At 64.6% G+C, this 19658-nt stretch carries 17 protein-coding genes; 11 read left to right on the forward strand and 6 right to left on the reverse strand.

Features of this window, described 5'->3' with window-relative positions; genetic code table 11:
- The first annotated feature begins 83 nt into the window (after positions 1–83).
- The gene (gene tig / locus J1C49_RS19360) at positions 84–1415 is read left to right on the forward strand and encodes a trigger factor (protein ID WP_227447486.1); all 1332 of its coding nucleotides are present in this window, start codon (positions 84–86) and stop codon (positions 1413–1415) included.
- A 313-nt stretch (positions 1416–1728) separates the two neighbouring features.
- Here the strand turns inward: tig and J1C49_RS19365 are convergent, their stop codons facing one another.
- Entirely contained in the window at positions 1729–2532 is an 804-nt protein-coding gene (locus J1C49_RS19365) for an undecaprenyl-diphosphate phosphatase (protein WP_227447487.1), read from the reverse strand.
- Between the two features lie 216 nt (positions 2533–2748).
- On the opposite strand from J1C49_RS19365, the gene J1C49_RS19370 reads away from it, so the two are divergent.
- The 5 genes from J1C49_RS19370 (at position 2749) to J1C49_RS19390 (ending at position 10216) form a co-directional block, all read left to right on the forward strand.
- Positions 2749–4182 (forward strand): NAD(P)-dependent oxidoreductase, encoded by a 1434-nt coding sequence (locus tag J1C49_RS19370; RefSeq protein ID WP_227447488.1) that lies wholly within the window; start codon positions 2749–2751, stop codon positions 4180–4182.
- Positions 4183–4296: 114 nt separating this feature from the next.
- A complete protein-coding gene (locus J1C49_RS19375) occupies positions 4297–4719 on the forward strand; it encodes a GFA family protein (RefSeq protein WP_227447489.1) in 423 nt (140 codons plus the stop codon).
- Positions 4716–5135: a GFA family protein gene (locus tag J1C49_RS19380; RefSeq protein WP_227447490.1), complete on the forward strand. Its 420-nt coding sequence runs from the start codon at positions 4716–4718 to the stop codon at positions 5133–5135. Before J1C49_RS19375 ends, J1C49_RS19380 begins: the two co-directional genes overlap by 4 nt.
- Positions 5132–9676 carry a glutamate synthase large subunit gene (gene gltB / locus J1C49_RS19385; protein WP_227447491.1) on the forward strand — a complete coding sequence of 1515 codons (4545 nt, stop codon included), beginning with the start codon at positions 5132–5134 and terminating at the stop codon, positions 9674–9676. The genes J1C49_RS19380 and gltB overlap by 4 nt, the downstream gene beginning before the upstream one ends.
- A 276-nt stretch (positions 9677–9952) precedes the next feature.
- Positions 9953–10216: a hypothetical protein gene (locus J1C49_RS19390; RefSeq protein WP_227447492.1), complete on the forward strand. Its 264-nt coding sequence runs from the start codon at positions 9953–9955 to the stop codon at positions 10214–10216.
- Positions 10217–10240: 24 nt separating this feature from the next.
- Here J1C49_RS19390 and J1C49_RS19395 read toward each other — a convergent pair whose 3' ends face one another.
- The 4 genes from J1C49_RS19395 to rpsF form a co-directional block, all read right to left on the reverse strand.
- Entirely contained in the window at positions 10241–10600 is a 360-nt protein-coding gene (locus tag J1C49_RS19395; RefSeq protein WP_227447493.1) for a helix-turn-helix domain-containing protein, read from the reverse strand.
- Positions 10601–10832: 232 nt separating this feature from the next.
- A complete protein-coding gene (gene rplI, locus J1C49_RS19400) occupies positions 10833–11462 on the reverse strand; it encodes a 50S ribosomal protein L9 (RefSeq protein ID WP_227447494.1) in 630 nt (209 codons plus the stop codon).
- A 12-nt stretch (positions 11463–11474) separates the two neighbouring features.
- A complete protein-coding gene (gene rpsR, locus J1C49_RS19405) occupies positions 11475–11702 on the reverse strand; it encodes a 30S ribosomal protein S18 (protein WP_008328567.1) in 228 nt (75 codons plus the stop codon).
- Between the two features lie 24 nt (positions 11703–11726).
- A complete protein-coding gene (rpsF, locus tag J1C49_RS19410; RefSeq protein ID WP_227447500.1) occupies positions 11727–12089 on the reverse strand; it encodes a 30S ribosomal protein S6 in 363 nt (120 codons plus the stop codon).
- Between the two features lie 737 nt (positions 12090–12826).
- Between rpsF and J1C49_RS19415 the strand changes: the two genes are divergently transcribed.
- The 4 genes from J1C49_RS19415 (at position 12827) to J1C49_RS19430 (ending at position 16023) form a co-directional block, all read left to right on the forward strand.
- Positions 12827–13123, forward strand: a complete 297-nt coding sequence (locus tag J1C49_RS19415) for a hypothetical protein (RefSeq protein ID WP_227447495.1) — start codon at positions 12827–12829, stop codon at positions 13121–13123.
- Between the two features lie 674 nt (positions 13124–13797).
- The gene (gene fabD / locus J1C49_RS19420; protein WP_227447496.1) at positions 13798–14736 is read left to right on the forward strand and encodes an ACP S-malonyltransferase; all 939 of its coding nucleotides are present in this window, start codon (positions 13798–13800) and stop codon (positions 14734–14736) included.
- A gap of 97 nt (positions 14737–14833) precedes the next feature.
- Positions 14834–15571, forward strand: coding sequence for a 3-oxoacyl-[acyl-carrier-protein] reductase (fabG, locus tag J1C49_RS19425; RefSeq protein WP_227447497.1), 738 nt, complete (start codon positions 14834–14836; stop codon positions 15569–15571).
- Between the two features lie 218 nt (positions 15572–15789).
- A complete protein-coding gene (locus J1C49_RS19430) occupies positions 15790–16023 on the forward strand; it encodes an acyl carrier protein (protein ID WP_227447498.1) in 234 nt (77 codons plus the stop codon).
- Positions 16024–16804: 781 nt separating this feature from the next.
- Here J1C49_RS19430 and mazG read toward each other — a convergent pair.
- Positions 16805–17695 carry a nucleoside triphosphate pyrophosphohydrolase gene (gene mazG, locus J1C49_RS19435; protein WP_370639439.1) on the reverse strand — a complete coding sequence of 297 codons (891 nt, stop codon included), beginning with the start codon at positions 17693–17695 and terminating at the stop codon, positions 16805–16807.
- Between the two features lie 677 nt (positions 17696–18372).
- Here mazG and J1C49_RS19440 point away from each other — a divergent pair.
- Complete coding sequence (locus tag J1C49_RS19440) at positions 18373–19542, forward strand: M20 aminoacylase family protein (RefSeq protein WP_227447499.1); 1170 nt, start codon at positions 18373–18375, stop codon at positions 19540–19542.
- The last annotated feature ends 116 nt before the right edge of the window (positions 19543–19658 follow it).

The raw sequence follows: 19658 nt of genomic DNA on the forward strand, positions 1-19658 counted from the left end.
CGCAAGGGCCGGGGCGCATAGAAGACGCCGAAATCTTTGACGCCGGCGCCAGGGAAACGCGCCCCAGATGACGAGGAACCAGAATGCAGGTCACCGAGACGCTCAACGACGGGCTCAAGCGCGGGTACAACATCACGGTCACCGCCGCCGAGCTTGACGAAAAGGTCAATGCAAAGCTCGAAGAAGCGCGCCCCGAGATCGAGATGAAGGGCTTCCGCAAAGGCAAGGTGCCGATGCCGCTGCTCAAGAAGCAGTTCGGCCAGCGCCTGCTTGGCGAGTCGATGCAAGAGGCCATCGACGGTGCCATGAACGCGCATTTCGAGAAGACCGGCGACCGCCCGGCGCTCCAGCCCGAGGTCAAGATGACCAATGAAGACTGGAAGGAAGGCGACGATATCGAGGTCAGCATGTCCTACGAGGCGCTGCCGGATGTGCCGGAGATCGACCTTGCCTCGATCACCATCGAGCGCCTGGTCGTGAAAGCCGAGGATGAAGCGGTTAACGAGGCCCTCGCGCAGCTTGCGGAAACCGCGCAGGATTTCAAGGATCGCCGCAAGGGGTCCAAGGCCAAGGAGGGCGACCAGGTCGTGATCGATTTTGTCGGCAAGGTCGATGGCGAGGCGTTCGAAGGTGGCTCCGCCGAGGATTATCCGCTTGTGCTGGGTTCCAACAGCTTCATCCCGGGGTTCGAGGATCAGCTTGTCGGTGTGAAGGTCGACGAGGAAAAGGCCGTGGAGGTGACTTTCCCGGAAGAATACGGCGCGGAGAACCTTGCCGGCAAAGCGGCCGTGTTTGACGTCACGGTGAAAGCGGTCAAGGAGCCCAAGGCGGCCGAGATCGACGACGAGATGGCCAAGAAATTCGGCGCCGAGGATCTTGAAGCACTGAAGGGACAGCTGCGTGAGCGGCTTGAAGCGGAATATGCCGGAGCAGCCCGCGCCGTGATGAAGCGCGCGATGCTCGACAAGCTTGACGAGATGGTGAGCTTTGATCTGCCGCCGACCCTGGTGGATGCGGAAGCCAAGCAGATCGCCCATCAGCTTTGGCACGAGGAAAACCCGGATGTGGAAGGGCATGATCATCCGGAGATCGAAGCAACAGACGAGCACAAGACGCTGGCGGAGCGGCGCGTGCGTCTCGGATTGCTGCTTGCCGAGCTTGGACAGAAGGCCGAGGTGGAGGTCACCGAGGCGGAGATGACCCAGGCGATCATGGGTCAGGCGCGTCAGTATCCGGGTCAGGAGCGCCAGTTCTTCGATTTTGTGCGTCAGAACCCGCAGATGCAGCAGCAGATGCGCGCGCCGATTTTCGAGGACAAGGTCATTGACCATATCGCCGAACAGGCGACCGTCACGGAGAAGGAGGTCTCCAAGGAAGACCTTCAGGCTGCTGTGGACGCGCTTGACGACGCGTGACCGAAAAACCGGTCAGACACATGCAAAAGCCGCCCCACGGGGCGGCTTTTTCTTTTTGGCATTGGATGGGGGCGCTGCCCCCGTCTTTGGCACGCCAAAGACTCCCCCGGGATATTGAAGAGCCCAAAGAAGACGGGGGAGGGGGACGCGTCTCGCCGTGGAATGCGCAGGCCGCAGGCGAGGCACAACGTGCACCTCGAAGGCATGCAGGGGCAGGCCCGGGCGGGACCGCGTGCGGGGGACAGCGAGTGCTGGGTCGGTCCGGCGTGATCTTCGGCCCTGACGCGCAGGTGCCCGGTTCTGTGCCCGGTCGTCAGCTATAGGCGATGATCAGGAGGACGCTTCCGAGAATCACCCGGTAGATCACGTAAGGCGTGAAGCTGACCGACCGCAAAAGGCGCATCATGAAGACCAGCGCAGCAAGGGCCGCGACAAAGGAAAACACCGCAACAATGGCCCCGTCGCGGGCCGCCGCCAAATCCATATCCGCGATCACGTCGAGCGCGGAGAGTGTGCCGGCGGCAATGATCGTGGGGATCGACATCAACATCGCGAGGCGGGCGGCATCGGTGCGGGCGTATCCCAGTTGCCGCGCCGCGGTGATCGTGATGCCGGACCGCGATGTGCCGGGAATGAGCGCGATGGCCTGCCAAAGCCCCATGATCAGAGCGTCTTTCAGGCTCCAGTTTTCGGCTGTCTTGCTCTGCGCGCCGCGTTTGTCTGCCCAGTAGAGGACCAGACCGAACAGCAGCATGGTCCAGCCGATCACCGCGGTGGAGCGCATGGCTTCATCCAGGCCCGTGAGTTTGAGCGCCAGGCCGGCGAGGATCACAGGCACGGTTGCAATCGCCAGACAGAGCGCCAGAAAGGCGCCTTGCGTATCGACGCGGCCTTGCACAAGGCGGCCCGTGCCGATGACGGCGCGCCGCACATCGCTCCAGAAATAGAGCACCACCGCGCCGAGCGTGCCCACATGGGCGGCGACATCAATGATGCGGCCCTGATCCTCATGTCCGGTCAGATTCGGCAGCAAGATCAGGTGACCAGAGGAGGAGATCGGGAGGAATTCCGTCACACCTTGGATCAGAGCGAGGATCATCAGGTAAGTAAAAGTCATGACGTGCGGTCCCGGACGTTGTTGGATGTGGTATAACTGATTGAAAATACGTTGAAAGACAAAAATTATATCCGATCCGGACGTATAATCGCCCTGTGGAGCAAGCATCTTTTGGGTGCTCAGAGGAAAATCTTGTTAATAGGTCAGTATAAATGACTTTTCTTTCGGGCGATCCTCTTTTAGAGAGTGCGGACTGACCGCTTTGGAGGTGTGTTGATGGCAAAGCAGCCGATGTTGAAATTCGTGCAGACTGCGCGCGAGATGCCCGAGAAGCGCGGGGCGGAGACGCGGCGCGAGGATTTCCAGGAAATCTATGCCGAGTATGCCCGTGCCAAGGCCGAGGAGCAATCCGCGCGGTGCAGCCAGTGCGGCGTGCCGTATTGCCAGAGCCATTGTCCGTTGCACAACAACATCCCCGACTGGCTGCGTCTGACGGCGACGGGCCGTCTGCGGGAGGCCTATGAGGTCAGCCAGGCGACCAACACTTTCCCGGAGATCTGCGGCCGCATCTGCCCGCAGGACCGTTTGTGCGAAGGCAATTGCGTCATCGAGCAGTCCGGCCATGGCACCGTGACGATTGGCGCGGTAGAGAAATACATCACCGATACAGCCTGGGAAGAGGGCTGGGTCGAGATCCCGAAGCCGGCCGTGGAGCGCAGCGAATCCGTTGGAATCATTGGCGGGGGTCCGGGCGGGCTTGCCGCCGCCGACATGCTGCGTCGCGCCGGCTTCCAGGTCACCATCTATGACCGCTACGACCGGGCGGGCGGGTTGCTGACCTATGGCATTCCGGGATTCAAGCTTGAAAAACCAGTGGTTATGCGCCGCAACGAGCAACTTGAAAAGGCCGGTGTGCGCTTCGTGATGAACTGCTCTGTTGGCGAGGACATGTCCTTTGACGAGATCCGCGCACAGCATGACGCGGTGATCATCGCCACCGGGGTCTACAAGAGCCGAGACCTGCCGGGGCCGGGCGCGGGCGCGACGGGAATCGAGCGCGCGATCGATTACCTTACCGCCTCCAACCGCAAGTCTTTTGGCGACTCGGTGCCGGAATTCGACGAAGGCCGGCTCAACGCGGAAGGCAAGCGCGTGGTCGTGATCGGTGGCGGCGACACCGCCATGGATTGCGTCCGCACCGCGATCCGGCAGGGCGCCACATCCGTCAAATGCCTGTATCGCCGCGACCGCGCCAACATGCCCGGCTCGCAGCGCGAAGTGCAGAATGCCGAGGAAGAAGGTGTGCAATTCGAGTGGCTTACCGCGCCGGTTGCGTTCAAGGGCGACCCGGTCAACGCCGTGGTCGTGCAAAAGATGCGGCTTGGTGCGCCGGATGCGACGGGCCGTCAGAGCCCCGAGGTGATCGAGGGCTCGGAGTATGACGAGCCGGCCGATCTGGTGATCAAGGCGCTGGGCTTCGAGCCCGAGGACCTGCCGAAGCTCTGGGGTCAGCCCGAGCTTGCGGTGACGCGCTGGGGCACCGTGAAGGCGGAGTTCACCACCGGCCGCACGGACCTTCCGGGCGTCTACGCGGTGGGTGACATCGTGCGGGGCGCGAGCCTTGTGGTCTGGGCCATCCGTGACGGGCGCGACTGCGCCGAGGCGATTATCGCAGACCTTGCCGGGGCGGGATCTGTCGCCGCGGAATAGGGATGCACAAAGCATGCACAATCCATGCACATTGCATGCGCATCACGGGCATATAAGCGATTGCGGAACAATGGAGGCGGGTCAGCAACCCTGACTCATCTGGAGAGGGCGGACATGGCGGCGGACGGGACCACGCTTGAAGGGCGCTGTTTGTGCGGTGCGGTGACAGTGACCGCGCGCGCGGCCACGCAGCCGCGCCTGCACGCGTGTCATTGCGCCATGTGCCGCCGCCACACCAGCGGCCTGTTCGTGTCGATCGAGACAGAGGCGCCCGAGATCACCGGACCGGCGCGCAGCTTCCAGTCGTCGGATTGGGCCGAGCGCGGGTTTTGCGGCACATGCGGCTCGACGCTCTGGTATGGCACGCGGGCGGACGGCGTGCGCCATCTTGCCGCCGGGCTGTTCGAGGATGCGGGCCACGGGCGGATGGAGATCGAGTTCTTTGCCGATTGCTGCCCGTCGGGCTATGCGCTGGCGGGCACGCATCGCAAGATGAGCACCGCCGAGACACAGGCGTTTTTCGGGGTGCAACCATGAGCCGTATCGAGGGCCAGTGCCTGTGCGGAGCGGTCTCCGTCGCGGTGAACGACCCGCCCGGCTGGGTAGGGCTGTGCCATTGCGACATGTGCAAGCGGTGGTCTGGCGCTGTGTTTGCCGCGTTTCCGGCCTCGGATTTCGCGCTCAGCGGTCCGGTGATGGAGCATCCATCCTCGCCGGTCTCCTATCGCGCCTTCTGTGGCCGCTGCGGCAGCCATCTTTACATGCGCGACGATGACCGCGCGGAACGGGATTTCATGCCGGGCCTTTTCGCCGCGACAGGCGACTGGCCGCTCAAATCCGAAATCTATACCGACCGCGCCCTGTGCTGGGCGCGGCTGCCCGGCGATCACAAGCGGGCGACCGAGGCTGAATACGAAGCCAAGTATCCATCCCCAATGGGAGATCACGCATGACCAATTATGATGCAAACTGGGCCGCGGCCGAAGAAGCCAAGCGCCAGTGGATGGCCGAGAACGGGCTTTATCACGAGAGCGAGGAGCATTCCTCCTGTGGTGTCGGCCTTGTGGTCAGCCTTGACGGAAAGCCGTCGCGGAAGGTTGTGGAGAACGGCATCGCCGCGCTCAAGGCGATCTGGCACCGCGGCGCGGTGGACGCGGATGGCAAGACCGGCGACGGTGCGGGCATTCACGTGCAGATCCCTGTTGCGTTCTTCTATGACCAGATCGAACGCACCGGGCACCGCCCGCGCATGGACGAGATGATGGCCGTGGGGCAGGTGTTCCTGCCGCGCACGGATTTCGGCGCGCAGGAAGCCTGCCGGACCATCGTTGAGACCGAAGTGCTGCGCATGGGGTATTACATCTACGGCTGGCGGCATGTGCCGGTCGAGGTGTCGTGCCTTGGCGAGAAAGCCAATGCGACGCGGCCCGAGATCGAGCAGATCCTGATTTCCAACTCCAAGGGTGTGGACGAGGAAACCTTCGAGCGCGAGCTTTACGTCATCCGCCGCCGGATCGAGAAGGCGGCCGCCGCACAAGGCGGTCTGGGCGGCTTGTATATCGCGAGCCTGTCCTGCCGGTCCATCATCTACAAGGGCATGATGCTGGCCGAGCAGGTGGGCGAGTTTTACCCCGATCTGCTCGACGCGCGGTTCGAGAGCGCCTTTGCGATCTATCACCAGCGCTATTCGACCAACACCTTCCCGCAATGGTGGCTGGCGCAGCCGTTCCGGATGCTGGCGCATAACGGCGAGATCAACACGCTCAAGGGCAACATCAACTGGATGAAATCCCACGAGATCCGGATGGCATCGAGCTATTTTGGCGACATGGCGGAGGACATCAAGCCGATCATCGCCAATGGTGCATCGGATTCGGCAGCGCTCGACGCGGTGTTCGAGGTGCTGGTCCGCGCGGGGCGCAACGCGCCGATGGCCAAGACGATGCTGATCCCGGAATCGTGGTCCAAGCAGGCGGTGGAACTGCCGCAGGCGTGGCGCGACATGTATTCCTACTGCAACTCGGTCATGGAGCCGTGGGACGGGCCGGCGGCGTTGGCAATGACCGACGGGCGCTGGGTCTGCGGCGGTCTGGACCGCAACGGTTTGCGCCCGATGCGCTACGTGGTGACAGGCGACGGGATGCTGATTGCCGGTTCCGAGGCGGGCATGGTTCCGACCGACGAGGCGACCGTGCGCGAAAAAGGGGCGCTTGGGCCCGGCCAGATGATTGCGGTGGATATGCAAGAGGGCAAGCTCTACCACGACCGCGAGATGAAGGACCGGCTGGCGAGCGCGCAGCCCTTCGGCGACTGGGTCGGCAAGATCACCGAGCTTGATGCGCCGCTCGCGGCAGTGTCCGAGGCGCCGATGTTCACCGGGGCGGAGCTGCGGCGGCGTCAGATTGCTGCCGGTTACAGCATCGAGGAGCTGGAGCAGATCCTTGCGCCGATGGCCGAAGACGGCAAGGAGACGCTGGCGTCGATGGGCGATGACACGCCGTCGGCGGTGCTGTCAAAGACCTACCGGCCGCTGTCGCATTACTTCCGGCAGAACTTCAGCCAAGTGACCAACCCGCCGATCGACAGCTTGCGCGAATTCCGCGTGATGAGCCTCAAGACGCGGTTCGGCAACCTCAAGAACGTGCTGGACGAAAGCTCGGCACAGACGGAGATCCTTGTGCTCGACAGCCCGTTTGTGGGCAATGCGCAGTTTGCGGAGCTGAAGCGTCAGTTCAAGTCGCCGGCGGTCGAGATCGACTGCACCTTTGCGGCGGGGGCGGGCTCCGGCACGCTGCGCGAGAGCCTCAGCCGGATCCGCTCGGAAGCGGAGGACGCGGTGCGGTCCGGCGCGGGCCATCTGATCCTGACCGACGAGCATCTCTGCGCGGATCGCGTGGCGATCCCGATGATCCTGGCGACCAGTGCGGTGCACAGCCACCTGACGCGCGAGGGGCTGCGGACCTTCAGTTCGCTCAACGTGCGGTCGGCCGAATGTATCGACCCGCATTACTTTGCCGTGCTGATCGGGGCGGGTGCAACGGTGGTGAACGCCTATCTCGCGGAGGACAGCCTTGCGGACCGCATCGACCGCGGCTTGCTCGACGGCACGCTGACGGAGGCCGTGGCGCGCTACCGCGAGGCGATCGACCAGGGCCTTCTGAAGATCATGTCGAAGATGGGCATCTCGGTGATTTCGTCCTATCGCGGCGGTCTCAACTTCGAGGCGGTGGGTCTCAGCCGCGCGATGTGCGCGGAATACTTCCCCGGCATGATCAGCCGGATCAGCGGCATCGGCCTCAACGGGCTGCGCCGCAAGGCCGAGGAAATCCACGCGCAGGGTTTTGGCGGCGGGCGCGACGTGCTGCCCATCGGCGGCTTCTACAAGGCGCGCAAGACCGGTGAGACCCATGCCTGGGGCGCGCAGACGATGCACCTCATGCAGGCCGCGTGCAACCGCGCGTCCTACGAGATGTGGAAGACCTATTCCAAGGCGATGCAGGCGAACCCGCCGATCCATCTGCGGGACCTTCTGGCGATCAAGCCCCTGGGTGAGCCGGTGGCGCTGGAGGAGGTCGAGTCGATCACCTCCATCCGCAAGCGGTTTGTCACGCCGGGCATGAGCCTGGGCGCGCTGAGCCCCGAGGCGCACAAGACGCTCAACGTGGCCATGAACCGCATCGGCGCAAAGTCCGACTCCGGCGAGGGCGGCGAGGATCCGGCGCATTTTGTGCCCGAGCCCAATGGCGACAACCCGTCGGCCAAGATCAAGCAGGTGGCATCCGGGCGCTTTGGCGTGACGGCGGAATACCTCAACCAGTGCGAGGAGCTTGAAATCAAGGTCGCACAGGGCGCCAAGCCCGGTGAGGGCGGCCAGCTTCCGGGAATGAAGGTCACGGATCTGATCGCCCGGCTCAGGCATTCGACCAAGGGCGTGACGCTGATCAGCCCGCCGCCGCATCACGACATCTACTCGATCGAGGATCTGGCGCAGCTCATCTATGACCTCAAGCAGATCAACCCGCGCTGTAAGGTGACGGTGAAGCTCGTCGCGTCCTCGGGCGTCGGCACAATCGCGGCAGGCGTCGCCAAGGCCAAGGCCGACGTGATCCTGATTTCGGGCCACAATGGCGGCACGGGCGCCAGCCCGGCCACGTCGATCAAGTATGCCGGCCTTCCGTGGGAGATGGGCCTTTCGGAGGCGCATCAGGTGCTTGCGATGAACAACCTGCGCTCGCGCGTGACTCTGCGGACCGATGGCGGGCTGCGCACCGGGCGCGACATCGTGATGGCGGCGATGATGGGGGCCGAGGAATACGGCATCGGCACCGCCGCGCTGATCGCCATGGGGTGCATCATGGTGCGCCAGTGCCAGTCCAACACCTGCCCGGTGGGCGTGTGTACGCAGGACGAAAGCCTGCGTGCGAAGTTCACGGGCAATGCCGACAAGGTGGTGAACCTCATCACCTTCTATGCGCAGGAAGTGCGTGAAGTGCTGGCCTCGATCGGGGCGCGGTCGCTGTCGGATGTGATCGGGCGCGCGGATCTGCTCAGCCAGGTGTCGCGCGGGTCGGAGCATCTTGACGATCTCGACCTCAACCCGCTTCTGATCCGCGTCGATGGGTCGGACAGCATCGTTTATGACATCGACAAGCCTCGCAATCCCGTGCCGGACACGCTTGATGCCGAGATCGTCCGCGACGCCGCACGCTTCCTTGAAGAAGGCGAGAAAATGCAGCTGTCCTACGCGGTGCAGAACACGCACCGGACGGTGGGCACGCGGGTGTCGAGCCATATCGTGCGCAAGTTCGGCATGCGCAACGCGCTGCAACCGAACCACCTGCATGTCAAGCTCACGGGTTCGGCGGGCCAGTCGCTCGGGGCCTTTGCCGCACCGGGGCTCAAGCTCGAAGTGTCCGGCGATGCCAATGACTACGTGGGCAAGGGGCTGTCGGGCGGGTTGATCGTCGTGCGCCCGCCACAGGTCTCGCCGCTCACCGCGTCGGAAAACACGATCGTGGGCAACACCGTGCTTTATGGCGCGACCGATGGGCACCTGTTTGCCGCCGGTCGTGCGGGCGAGCGGTTTGCGGTGCGCAACTCGGGCGCGAAGGTTGTTGTCGAAGGCTGCGGCTCCAACGGCTGTGAATACATGACCGGCGGTGTTGCAGTCATCCTTGGCGCAATCGGGGCGAATTTCGGCGCGGGCATGACGGGCGGCATGGCCTATCTGCACGACCCGGAGCGCGAGGCTCTTTCGATGATGAACATGGAAAGCATTGTCACGGGTGCGGTCTGTGCGCCGGAATGGGAGGCGCAGCTGCGCGGTCTGATCGAACGGCATGCGGAGGAAACCGGCTCGCGCAAGGCGCAGGACATCTTGCAGAACTGGGACGTGGAACTGGCCAATTTTGTGCAAGTCTGCCCCAAGGAAATGCTCGACAAGCTGCCGCATCCGCTTGGGTTCGAGCCCGAGTTGGCCATGCCTGCGGAATAGGGTCTTCCGTCTGAACTTCTGGAAAGAGCGCTCCACGGGAGCGCTCTTTTTTTGTCGGTGTGGCGGGGAACCGGCTTCTTGGCGCTCGGCGCTTGCTGCGTTGACGCCCTGTGCGCAGGGTGGCGATTTCTGCTAGGCGCGTGGGCAGGGCAGTGTGGGCAGGATAGTGTGCGCAGAGAGGCGTGCGAAGGGCAGGTGCACCGGGAGCGTGCGCGGCGCGGCCCGCCACAGGGCAGTGTCATAATCCTGTTGCATACCCTCGATAATCGGGCCGCAATGACACTGAATGCATTACCGGGCGGGATCACCGCCGACATTAGCCAGATCATCGCGAGCGCGATGGATTTGGCGGGTCACTTCCTCTTCTCCGCGGTCTTGATCCTTGGCTTCTGGAGCGATGCGCGGCGACGCAGGACGCTGCGGCGCACCGAGACCGGCGGTTATGTCTGGATCGAGTGGCATGGAGGGGAGCGCTACTCCGACCATGACCCATCCGCACCGGGCGGTGCGTGGGACGGCGACGGGGATGGCGGCGATTGACGCTCTGGTGAAGGCCGGTCGCGGCTAGCGTCGGACCTTTTCGTCTTTGTTGAGCGAGCGCAAAAAGGCGAGCACAGCCTCGCGCTGCACGTCGGAGAGCGCGCCGATCAGGCGCAGGATCTCTTGCTGGCGGCGGCTGGGTGCGGGCAGAGGCTTTGGCAATTGATCCTCCCCGATATCGGCAAAGAAATAGGACATCGGCGTGTCGAGCGCGCGCGATATCTGCCAGAGCCGGGACGCGGCCACGCGGTTCTGGCCATTTTCATATTTTTGAACTTGTTGAAACCGCACCGATATTTGTTGAGCAAGATCGGTTTGAGTCAATCCGAGTTCAAGCCGACGTTGCCGGATCCTCGCCCCTACGGTCGCATCGATTGATTGCATCAGGTTACTCGCGAATGGTTACACGCATCATGCGACTGACCGGAAGGACTGTCACATTTCTGCTAAAACTGAGGTAAATTGCGCAAGACTATGCCGGAAGGGGGAATTTTCGGCAAAAGAATTCCTAGTTCAGGGTTAACGCCGACGTGTCGACCGGGCGCAAAAAAACCGCGCGCCGGAGGGGCGCGCGGTTTGATCTTCGAAGGTCTGGGCGGCCCGTACGGGCGCGCGATCAGTCCTGCTTGTCTTCGTCTGCCTCGTCGCTGCCGGCTTCGACGGCCTCGGCGATTGCCTCGTCCTCATCGGCGGCTGCCCCGATATCGTCGAAGAGTTCGGCGATTTCGAATTCAGCTTGGGCTTCTTCCTCTGCGGCAAGCTCCTGAATGGATTTGCCGGAGGCCTGAAGCTCTGCCTCTTCGGGGGAGCGGGCTACGTTGAGGGTCATGGTGACCATGACTTCGGGGTGCAGGTGCACCTCGACCTCGTGCAGACCGAGCTCCTTGATGGGCTGGCGGATGATGACCTGCTTGCGGTCGAGCGAGAAGCCCTCCTCGGTGGCCACGACCGCCGCGTCGCGGGTGGTCACGGAGCCGTAGAGGTTGCCGCCGTCGGAAGCCTGGCGAATCACCACGAACTGCTGGCCGTCGAGACGTGCGCCGAGCGCTTCCGCTTCGCCTTTGGTTTCGAGGTTGCGGGCTTCGAGTTGCGCCTTTTGCTCTTCGAACTGGGCGATGTTCTCTTTCGACGCGGTCAGCGCCTTGCCCTGCAGCAGCAGGTAGTTGCGTGCGAAGCCGGGCTTGACGTCGACGATGTCGCCCATCTGGCCAAGCTTTGCGACGCGCTCAAGAAGAATGACTTGCATGGGGCGCGCTCCTTATTTCACGGCGTAGGGCAGAAGGGCGAGGAAACGGGCGCGCTTGATTGCACGGGCCAGCTCACGCTGCTTCTTGGCCGAGACGGCGGTGATGCGGGACGGGACGATCTTGCCACGCTCGGAAATGTAGCGTTGCAGGAGCTTGGTGTCCTTGTAGTCGATCTTGGGTGCATTGTCGCCCGAGAAGGGGCAGACCTTGCGGCGGCGGAAAAACGGTTTTGCAGCCATGGGTTATCTCCTCTTCTTGTCGGGTCAGTCGCGACGGGGACGGCGTTCGCCGCGATCACGCTCGTCGCGCTTTTGCATCTGGATCGAGGGGCCTTCGGCGTGCTCGTCCACCTTGATGGTCAGGATGCGCATCACGTCGTCATGCAGGCGCATGAGGCGTTCCATCTCCTGCACGGCCGTTGCCGGTGCATCGGTGCGCATGTAGGCGTAGTGGCCCTTGCGGTTCTTGTTGATCTTGTAGGCCATCGTCTTGACGCCCCAGTACTCGCTCATCACGAGTTGCCCACCGTTGTCGGCAAGGACGGTTCCGAAGTGCTCGACAAGGCCTTCGGCTTGCGTGTTGGACAAGTCCTGACGCGCGATAAAAACATGCTCATAAAGCGGCATGCGATCTCCGATCATGTCTGGCGCATTTCATAGGGCTCGGGCTCAGGTCTTCCGCCCCGGCCCACGAGAGACTGCGCGGTTCTGTGCGTTCTGCGGAAGACCCGCGCGGTATACAGGTCTGGCAGCGCGATGCAAGGGTCTTGCGGCGGATGCGCTCGGGCAGGGGCGGCCAGCGTATTGGCGCGTCGCGGGGCACCTTGGAAACAGGGGGAGGCCTGTCGGGTGATGCGGGGCTTGCGCCTGTGTTTTGTGTTGCCGGTGCCGTTCTTGTTCTTGTTCTTGTTTTCGTCTTCGTCTTCGTCTTCGTCGTCGTTGTTCTTGTTCTCGTCGTTGGCGTTGTCGCTGTCGCTGCTCCTGTTCCCGTCGCACGCGTGCGAAGCCTCAACGGCTTGCAGAGCACGCAAGGGCGCGCGGGGCGCTTGTGGCGGAACAAGAAGGGCGGCGGCCACTCCCAGGATGATGGTGCCAGCAAACAAGGCTCCGGTTGCGCGCCGCGGGGGCGGGCATGGGGCGCAGGATTTGCCAGTTGCGCAGGGCGCGGCGACACTTATCGGGGCCAACGCTACGCCGGTTGCCAGTGGCGGGGTTGCGCAAGGACTGTGGTGCGGGCAAGCGGCGGGCCTGTTGCGCCGCACGCCTGTTGCGCCGCACGCCGCAGCATTGCCGCTGCCTTGCCCAAATTTCTCCACGAATGGCCCGCAAGTATGAAGGCAAGCCAAAGAGGACGAGGTTACCCCATGCCAGAGACGTTGATCACGATCCACCGCACCGCCCCGAAACGCTCTTCCGCTGCGGGTATGGTTGCCCGGCTCATGCTGGCAATCGTGGGAGCCGCCCTGATGGTGTCCTCCCTCGGCCTTTGGGCCTTCCCTCCAAGCGGCGCGGAGGCGGGCATGGCCCTGATCCGGCTGGCGATGACGCTCTTCATGGCGGCGGCTGGTTTGGCCTGTATCCTCTGCGCAACCGCCGGGCGCGACAAGGCCGAAGAGCCGCAAGCAGCCCAAGGGGTGACGATGCGTCCGCATCGGGCCTGACCCGAGCGGGTCACGTGACCAGAAGCTTTAATGAAGGCACCGGATGACCCGGTGCCTTTTTTGCGTCTGGGGCTCACCGTGTTTGTGGGTTTTGGGCTGTGGTTAGTGGTTTGTAGTTTGTGGGTTGTGGGTTGTGGTCAGTGGTCAGTGGTCAGTGGTCAGCCTTCTGTGATCGTCGGTCGCGGAGTGTTGGTCGCGGTTTGCCGTATCTGCGGCGCGTTTCGGAACGGCGCGAAAGCGGGCGGTCCGTCAGAATTGGTCGGGCAGGAGCCGGGCCGGCAGATCGGCAAGCAAGCCACGGTTGATACGGATCATCGCAAGCCGATCCATCAGGTCCGGTTGGCACGCTCGATGCCGCGCGGACAGAGCCTTTGGCGGCGCTCCATGCCAGATCAGCGGTGCCGCGGCGGTTCGATCCGGCGGAGGGCGCGTCTGGCGGGAGAGCCATGCTCCCCGACGACGTCTCGGGTTTCATGATATTGCCGGGAAGAGGCGGACAGGGCGGGCCCTTCCAACCCGTCCCGCCCCTGATATGGCGGAGCACGCCTGCATCCCGGAAAGACCGGCGGGCGGTTCCGGGCAGGCCTTGGCGGCGCACCCACAAGCGTCGCCAGCGAGTTGCGCGCGGCGCGCGCCCCCTGTAGGGAGAGCAAAACGAGGGCCAGGAGGACAGTATGACCCGAGCATTCATTTTCCCGGGACAGGGCGCACAGACCGTTGGCATGGGGCGCGATCTGGCGGATGCCTACCCGGCGGCGCGCGCGGTGTTCGAAGAGGTGGATGATGCACTGGGCGAAAGCCTCTCCGGGTTGATCTGGGACGGGGATATCGAGACGCTCACCCTGACAGAGAATGCGCAGCCCGCGCTGATGGCAACCTCCGTTGCGGCCATGCGGGCGCTGGAAGCAGAAGGGATCGCGGTCACGTCCGGCGCGTTTGTGGCGGGCCACTCGCTTGGCGAATATTCGGCCCTGACCGCCGCCGGGGCGTTGAGCGTTACGGACGCCGCGCGCCTGTTGCGGGCGCGCGGGCGGGCGATGCAGGCCGCTGTGCCGGTCGGCGAAGGCGCGATGGCGGCGATCCTGGGGCTGGATCTTGCGACGGTGCAGGCGGTCGCGGCGCGTGCTGCCGAGGGTGCCGTTGTGTCGGCAGCCAATGACAATGACCCCGGCCAGGTGGTGATCTCCGGCACGAAGGATGCGGTGGAACGCGCCGCGGCGCTGGCCAAGGACGAGGGGGCCAAGCGGGCGGTGATGCTGCCGGTCAGCGCGCCGTTCCACTGCGCCTTGATGCAACCGGCCGCCGAAGCCATGGCGCAGGCTCTGGCAGAAGCGGAGATCGCCGTGCCGGCGGTGCCGCTCGTGGCCAATGTCAAGGCCGAGGCGGTGAGCGATCCGGAGACGATCCGGGGCCTGCTGGTCGAGCAGATCTGCGGCGTTGTGCGGTGGCGCGAAAGCGTGCAGTTCATGGTCTCCCACGGCGTGGATGCGTTCTGGGAGATCGGCGCCGGGAAGGCGCTTTCGGGCATGGTGCGGCGCATCGAGCGCGGCGCGTCGGTGCGCGCTGTGGGAAGCGCGGCGGATGTGACGGCCGCGGCAACGGACGCGGGCTGAGAGGCGCGATTGCGAGACCCGCGGGCTCTTCTGAGCCGGCGGGATGAGCGCGCGTCACGCAAGAGACGGCAAAGAACTGCAAAAAGGGGAGAAACCCATGTTTGACCTGAGCGGAAAATCCGCGTTGATCACTGGGGCGTCCGGCGGCATCGGGGCGGAGATCGCCCGTGCGTTGCATGGGGCGGGAGCGGTTGTGGGCCTGTCCGGCACGCGCACAGAACCACTGGAGGCGCTCGCAGCCGAGCTTGGCGAGCGGGCGCATGTGTTGCCGTGCAACCTGTCGGATGCCGAAGCGGTCACGGCGCTGCCAAAGCAGGCCGCCGAGGCCATGGGAGCGGTGGACATCCTTGTCAACAATGCCGGCATCACCCGGGACAACCTGTTCATGCGCATGTCCGAAGAAGAATGGGCGCAGGTGATCGAGGTCAACCTGACCGCGGCCTTCCGCCTGTCAAAGGGCGTGTTGCGCAGCATGATGAAGGCGCGCTGGGGCCGGATCGTCAACATCACGTCCGTCGTCGGGGCCACCGGTAACCCGGGACAGGGCAATTACGCCGCTGCCAAGGCTGGGCTCGTGGGCATGTCGAAATCGCTCGCCTACGAGGTTGCCACGCGTGGAATCACCGTCAATTCCATCGCGCCGGGCTTTATCGAAACGGCCATGACCGACAAGCTCAACGACGATCAGAAGGCCGCGATCCTGACCCAGATTCCCGCCGGGCGCATGGGCACGCCGGCCGAGATTGCGGCGGGTGTGCTCTATCTCGCCTCACCCGAGGCGGGCTACGTCACGGGCACCACGCTGCATGTCAATGGCGGCATGGCCATGCTCTGAGCGCCGGCAAATGGCGCGGCACCCCGGGATGCGAAAGCATTTGCCATCCCCCGCGCCTGTGGTATAGGCGCGCAAGAAATCGGTGGGCCCGGCAGCGGGTTCGCCTTCCACCCCGGGCGTGTCCCGGTCAACTCCGCCCGGAACGGCTGATCCACCAATGACCGGTGGGGCGTGGGCACGGCAAGGGTCGCAACGGCCCGCAGAAGTGAGGAATAAAAATGAGCGACATCGCAGATCGCGTTAAGAAGATTGTCGTCGAGCACCTGAGCGTCGAGGAAGCGAAAGTCACTGACAACGCATCCTTTATCGACGATCTGGGTGCCGACAGCCTCGACACGGTCGAGCTGGTCATGGCTTTCGAAGAAGAGTTCGGTATCGAGATCCCGGACGATGCCGCGGAAAACATCCAGACATTCGGCGACGCGGTGAAGTTCATCAGCGACGCGCAGTAATCCTGTGCTGCGCCACGCGCCGCTGCTTGGCGCGTGGTCCGGACCAAGCAGTCAAACAAGAACGGCGTCCCGCTCCGGGGCGCCGTTTTTTTGTGTCGTGTGACGGATGCGCCTGTCTGACCGGTTTTTCGGAAGCGGGACTTGGACAGCGCGGGAAGGCGGCGCGGCAGGGACAGGAACGGCGCGGGCATGGGCCAGCCACTTTTGCCGTCGCGTGACCGATCGGATCAAGGCCGGTCGCACGGCCGCTGTGTGAGGCGCCCGGCAAGCACCGTTCCGGAAAAGGGCGTTGTGAGCAGACTGGCGACTGCCCAACGGGATGGATTAGAGCGGGGCGCACGGAGATGAAACAGAGCGAGACGAAACGGATCGGCGCGGATCGGCGCGGGGCGGAGCAAAGCGGGCCGCGCCGCTGCGCCGTGCGGTTGGCGGTGGCGTGCGCCAGCCGGGCTGATGCGTAACGCGCTGGCCTGTGGCGGGACGGTGTTTGCGCTGGCCTGTGCCGGGACGGTGTTTGGGTTAGCGCGCGTCGTGATAGCGGGTGTCGGGACGGTGTTTGGGTTGGCGCGCGACGCGATAGCGCGCCGCGACGGTGTTTGGGCTGGCGCGTGACGCGATAGCAAGTGCCGGGGCGGTGTTCGGGCTGGAGCTTGCCGGGTTGGCCTATGTCGGGATGGTCTATGTCGGGATGGCACCCGGCGCAGGGTCGGGGGCTTAGGCTTTTGGCCCTATGCGGTGCCGGGTTTGATCGCCCGTGGCGCGGGACGGTCCGGGGATCGGTTCAGGACGCGTCGGGCTTCGGGGACCTCAAGGCGTTCGTCTTCTCCCCCTGCTTCTGCGAAGATTTTTCCGCGGCCTTTGCCGCGTCCCAAAGCGCGTCCATTTCCGTCAGGTCGCTGTCTTCCGGTCGGCGTCCCTCGGCGGCAAGGGCGGCCTCGATGCTGCGGAACCGGCGGGTAAACTTGGCATTTGCCCCCCGCAGGGCGGTTTCCGGATCGATCCCGAGATGGCGCGCGAGATTGGCCATGACGAAGAGCAGATCGCCGAATTCCTCTTCGCGATGCGGGCCGGGGGCCGCGCGGCGCAGCTCGTCGGCCTCTTCGATCAGCTTGTCGATCACCTCGTCCGTCGATGGCCAATCGAAGCCCACGCGGGCCGCGCGTTTTTGCAGCTTGACCGCGCGCATCAGGGCCGGAAGCCCGGCAGCCACATCGTCAAGCACGCCGGTGACCGATTTGGCCGCGCGTTCGGCGGCCTTGATCTCTTCCCAATCGCGGGTCTGCTGCTCCGCGCTTTTGTCGCGGCTCTGCGCGCCGAAGACATGGGGGTGGCGGGCCACCATCTTGGCGGCCATGCCCCGCGCAACATCATCAAATGCGAACAGCCCGCGCTCCTCGGCCATGCGCGCGTGAAAAACCGATTGGAAGAGCAGATCGCCAAGCTCGCCCTTGAGCTCGTCCCAGGCCTCGCGCTCGATCGCATCCGCCACCTCGTAGGCTTCTTCGATCGTGTATGGCGCGATGGAGGCGAAATCCTGTTCGATGTCCCAGGGGCAGCCGCTGTCCGGATCGCGCAGGCGGCGCATGATCTCCAGCAGACGCGCCATCCCGAGGCCCGGGCGGTCTGCGGGCAGGCCGTGTTCATCGAGATCGGGACGGGCAGTATCGGTCATGGGCGGCTCCGGTTTGCAGGGTCTGACCCGACTGTTGGTGGAAGGCGGGTGCGGAGTCCAGAGCGGGGAGGGCGCAACAACCGGGGCGGGCGTGCCGTGGCCGTCGGCTTGTGGGCCAGCGGCCGGACGCGCGTTGGCGGGGATGCTGATGCCAGGGCGAGAGGCAGGCCGCACGCGGCGGCGTGCATGTCGGGCGCCGCCTGCGCCCGCGCGGGGCCCGGAGCGCTCTTGGTTCGTGGGGCGCGGCCATTTGGAGCGTTGCTGGCGCCTGTGCCGGTGTCTCTTCGTCTTGTCGGACCCCGTCTCCCGCCGTCTCTGAGCCGACGGGCGGGACGCGGGTGCGGCGCGGTGCCACGCGGGCGAGACGGCCTGTTCGTCCGGTAGTCTGGCGACGCGCCGGTGACCGCCAAGCCTTGGCGGGGCGAGTCTCGTGCTGGTGTCTTCCGCGCGGTTATGGAACCGTTACAATTGGGCGGGAGGATCGGGCGCTGCGGGATGGAGCAGCGCGCGCGGCCCGTCTACGGGCCGGCGCCGGGCGGGCCGGGACGCGCGTCGGAAAATGCGCGCGCCGGATCGGCCGGGAGCGCCATGTCGACCGCGCGCCTGCAGCGGGCCGGTTCCGCGCTCTTTCAGGGCGGGGTCGTCCCCATGAAGGTTATGGCAACAAGGAGATCGGGATGCCGGTAATAAATTCGATTGCGGCGCTGGAAGCGGAGATGGCGGGGTGGCGCCGGCATTTGCACGCGCATCCCGAACTGGGGCTGGCCTGTCATGAAACCGCGCAATTCGTCGTCGAGAGGCTCCGGGCCGCCGGGATCACGGAGATCCATCAGGGCATTGCCACCTCTGGTGTGGTGGCGATCATCGAAGGGCGCGCGCCAGGCCGCACCATCGGGTTGCGCGCGGATATGGATGCTTTGCCGATGGAGGATCTTTCCGGCACGCCCCACGCCTCCACCGTGCCCGGCTGCGCGCATGCCTGCGGGCATGACGGGCATACGACCATGCTGCTTGGTGCGGCGCAATACCTGGCACGGACGCGCAATTTTGCCGGGCGCGTGGCGCTGATCTTTCAGCCAGCCGAAGAGGCCGAAGGCGGAGGGCGGATCATGGTTGAAGAGGGGATCATGGAGCGGTTTGACATCGCGGAGGTCTATGGTTTGCACAACACGCCCGGGCTCGAAGAGGGCACGTTTCACACCAATTCCGGCACGCTTCTGGCGGGGGTGGACGAATTCACCATCGTCGTGCGGGGCGTTGGCGGGCACGGGGCCACGCCGCAGGAAACAAGCGATCCGGTGCTCTGTGCGGCTGCCATGGTGATGGCGTTGCAGAGCATCGTGGCGCGCAATGTCAACGCGCTCGACCGCCTGGTGCTGTCGGTCACGCAGATCCACACCGGGACCACGTCGAACATCATCCCCGACAAGGCTCATGTCAACGGCACCGTGCGGTATTTCGAGCCGGAGGTGCAGGAGGTCGTGCGCGCGCGGATGGCCGATCTGGTGACTTTTCAGGCAAAGAGTTTCGGGATGGGAGCCGAGCTTGACTACGAGGTCGGGTATCCCCCCACGGTGAACCATGCCGCGCAGGCGGCCTTTGCGGCGGAGGTGGCGCGCGAGGTTGTCGGGGCCGACAAGGTGGACGCGGACACGCCGCCAATCACGCCGGGGGAGGATTTCGCGTATATGTTGCAGGCGCGGCCGGGCGCATACCTGTTCGTGGGGCAGGGAGACACGCCGGGCTGTCATCACCCGGCTTATGATTTCAACGATCGGATCGCGCCGGTCGGGGCGAGCTTCTTTGCGCGCCTGATCGAGCGGGCCTTGCCGCTGGACCGGGGCTGATCAAAGCACATGGCAGGCCGGCGTCGCTTGCAGGGTTGGTGCATGGTGAAGGTGGGGGCCAGCCCCCACACCCCCGGGATATTTCCGGCCCAAAGAAACCGGGTGGGATGCCGAGG

It is taken from the genome of Cognatishimia sp. F0-27 (genome assembly GCF_020667845.1).
Lineage (GTDB): Bacteria > Pseudomonadota > Alphaproteobacteria > Rhodobacterales > Rhodobacteraceae > JAFMPQ01.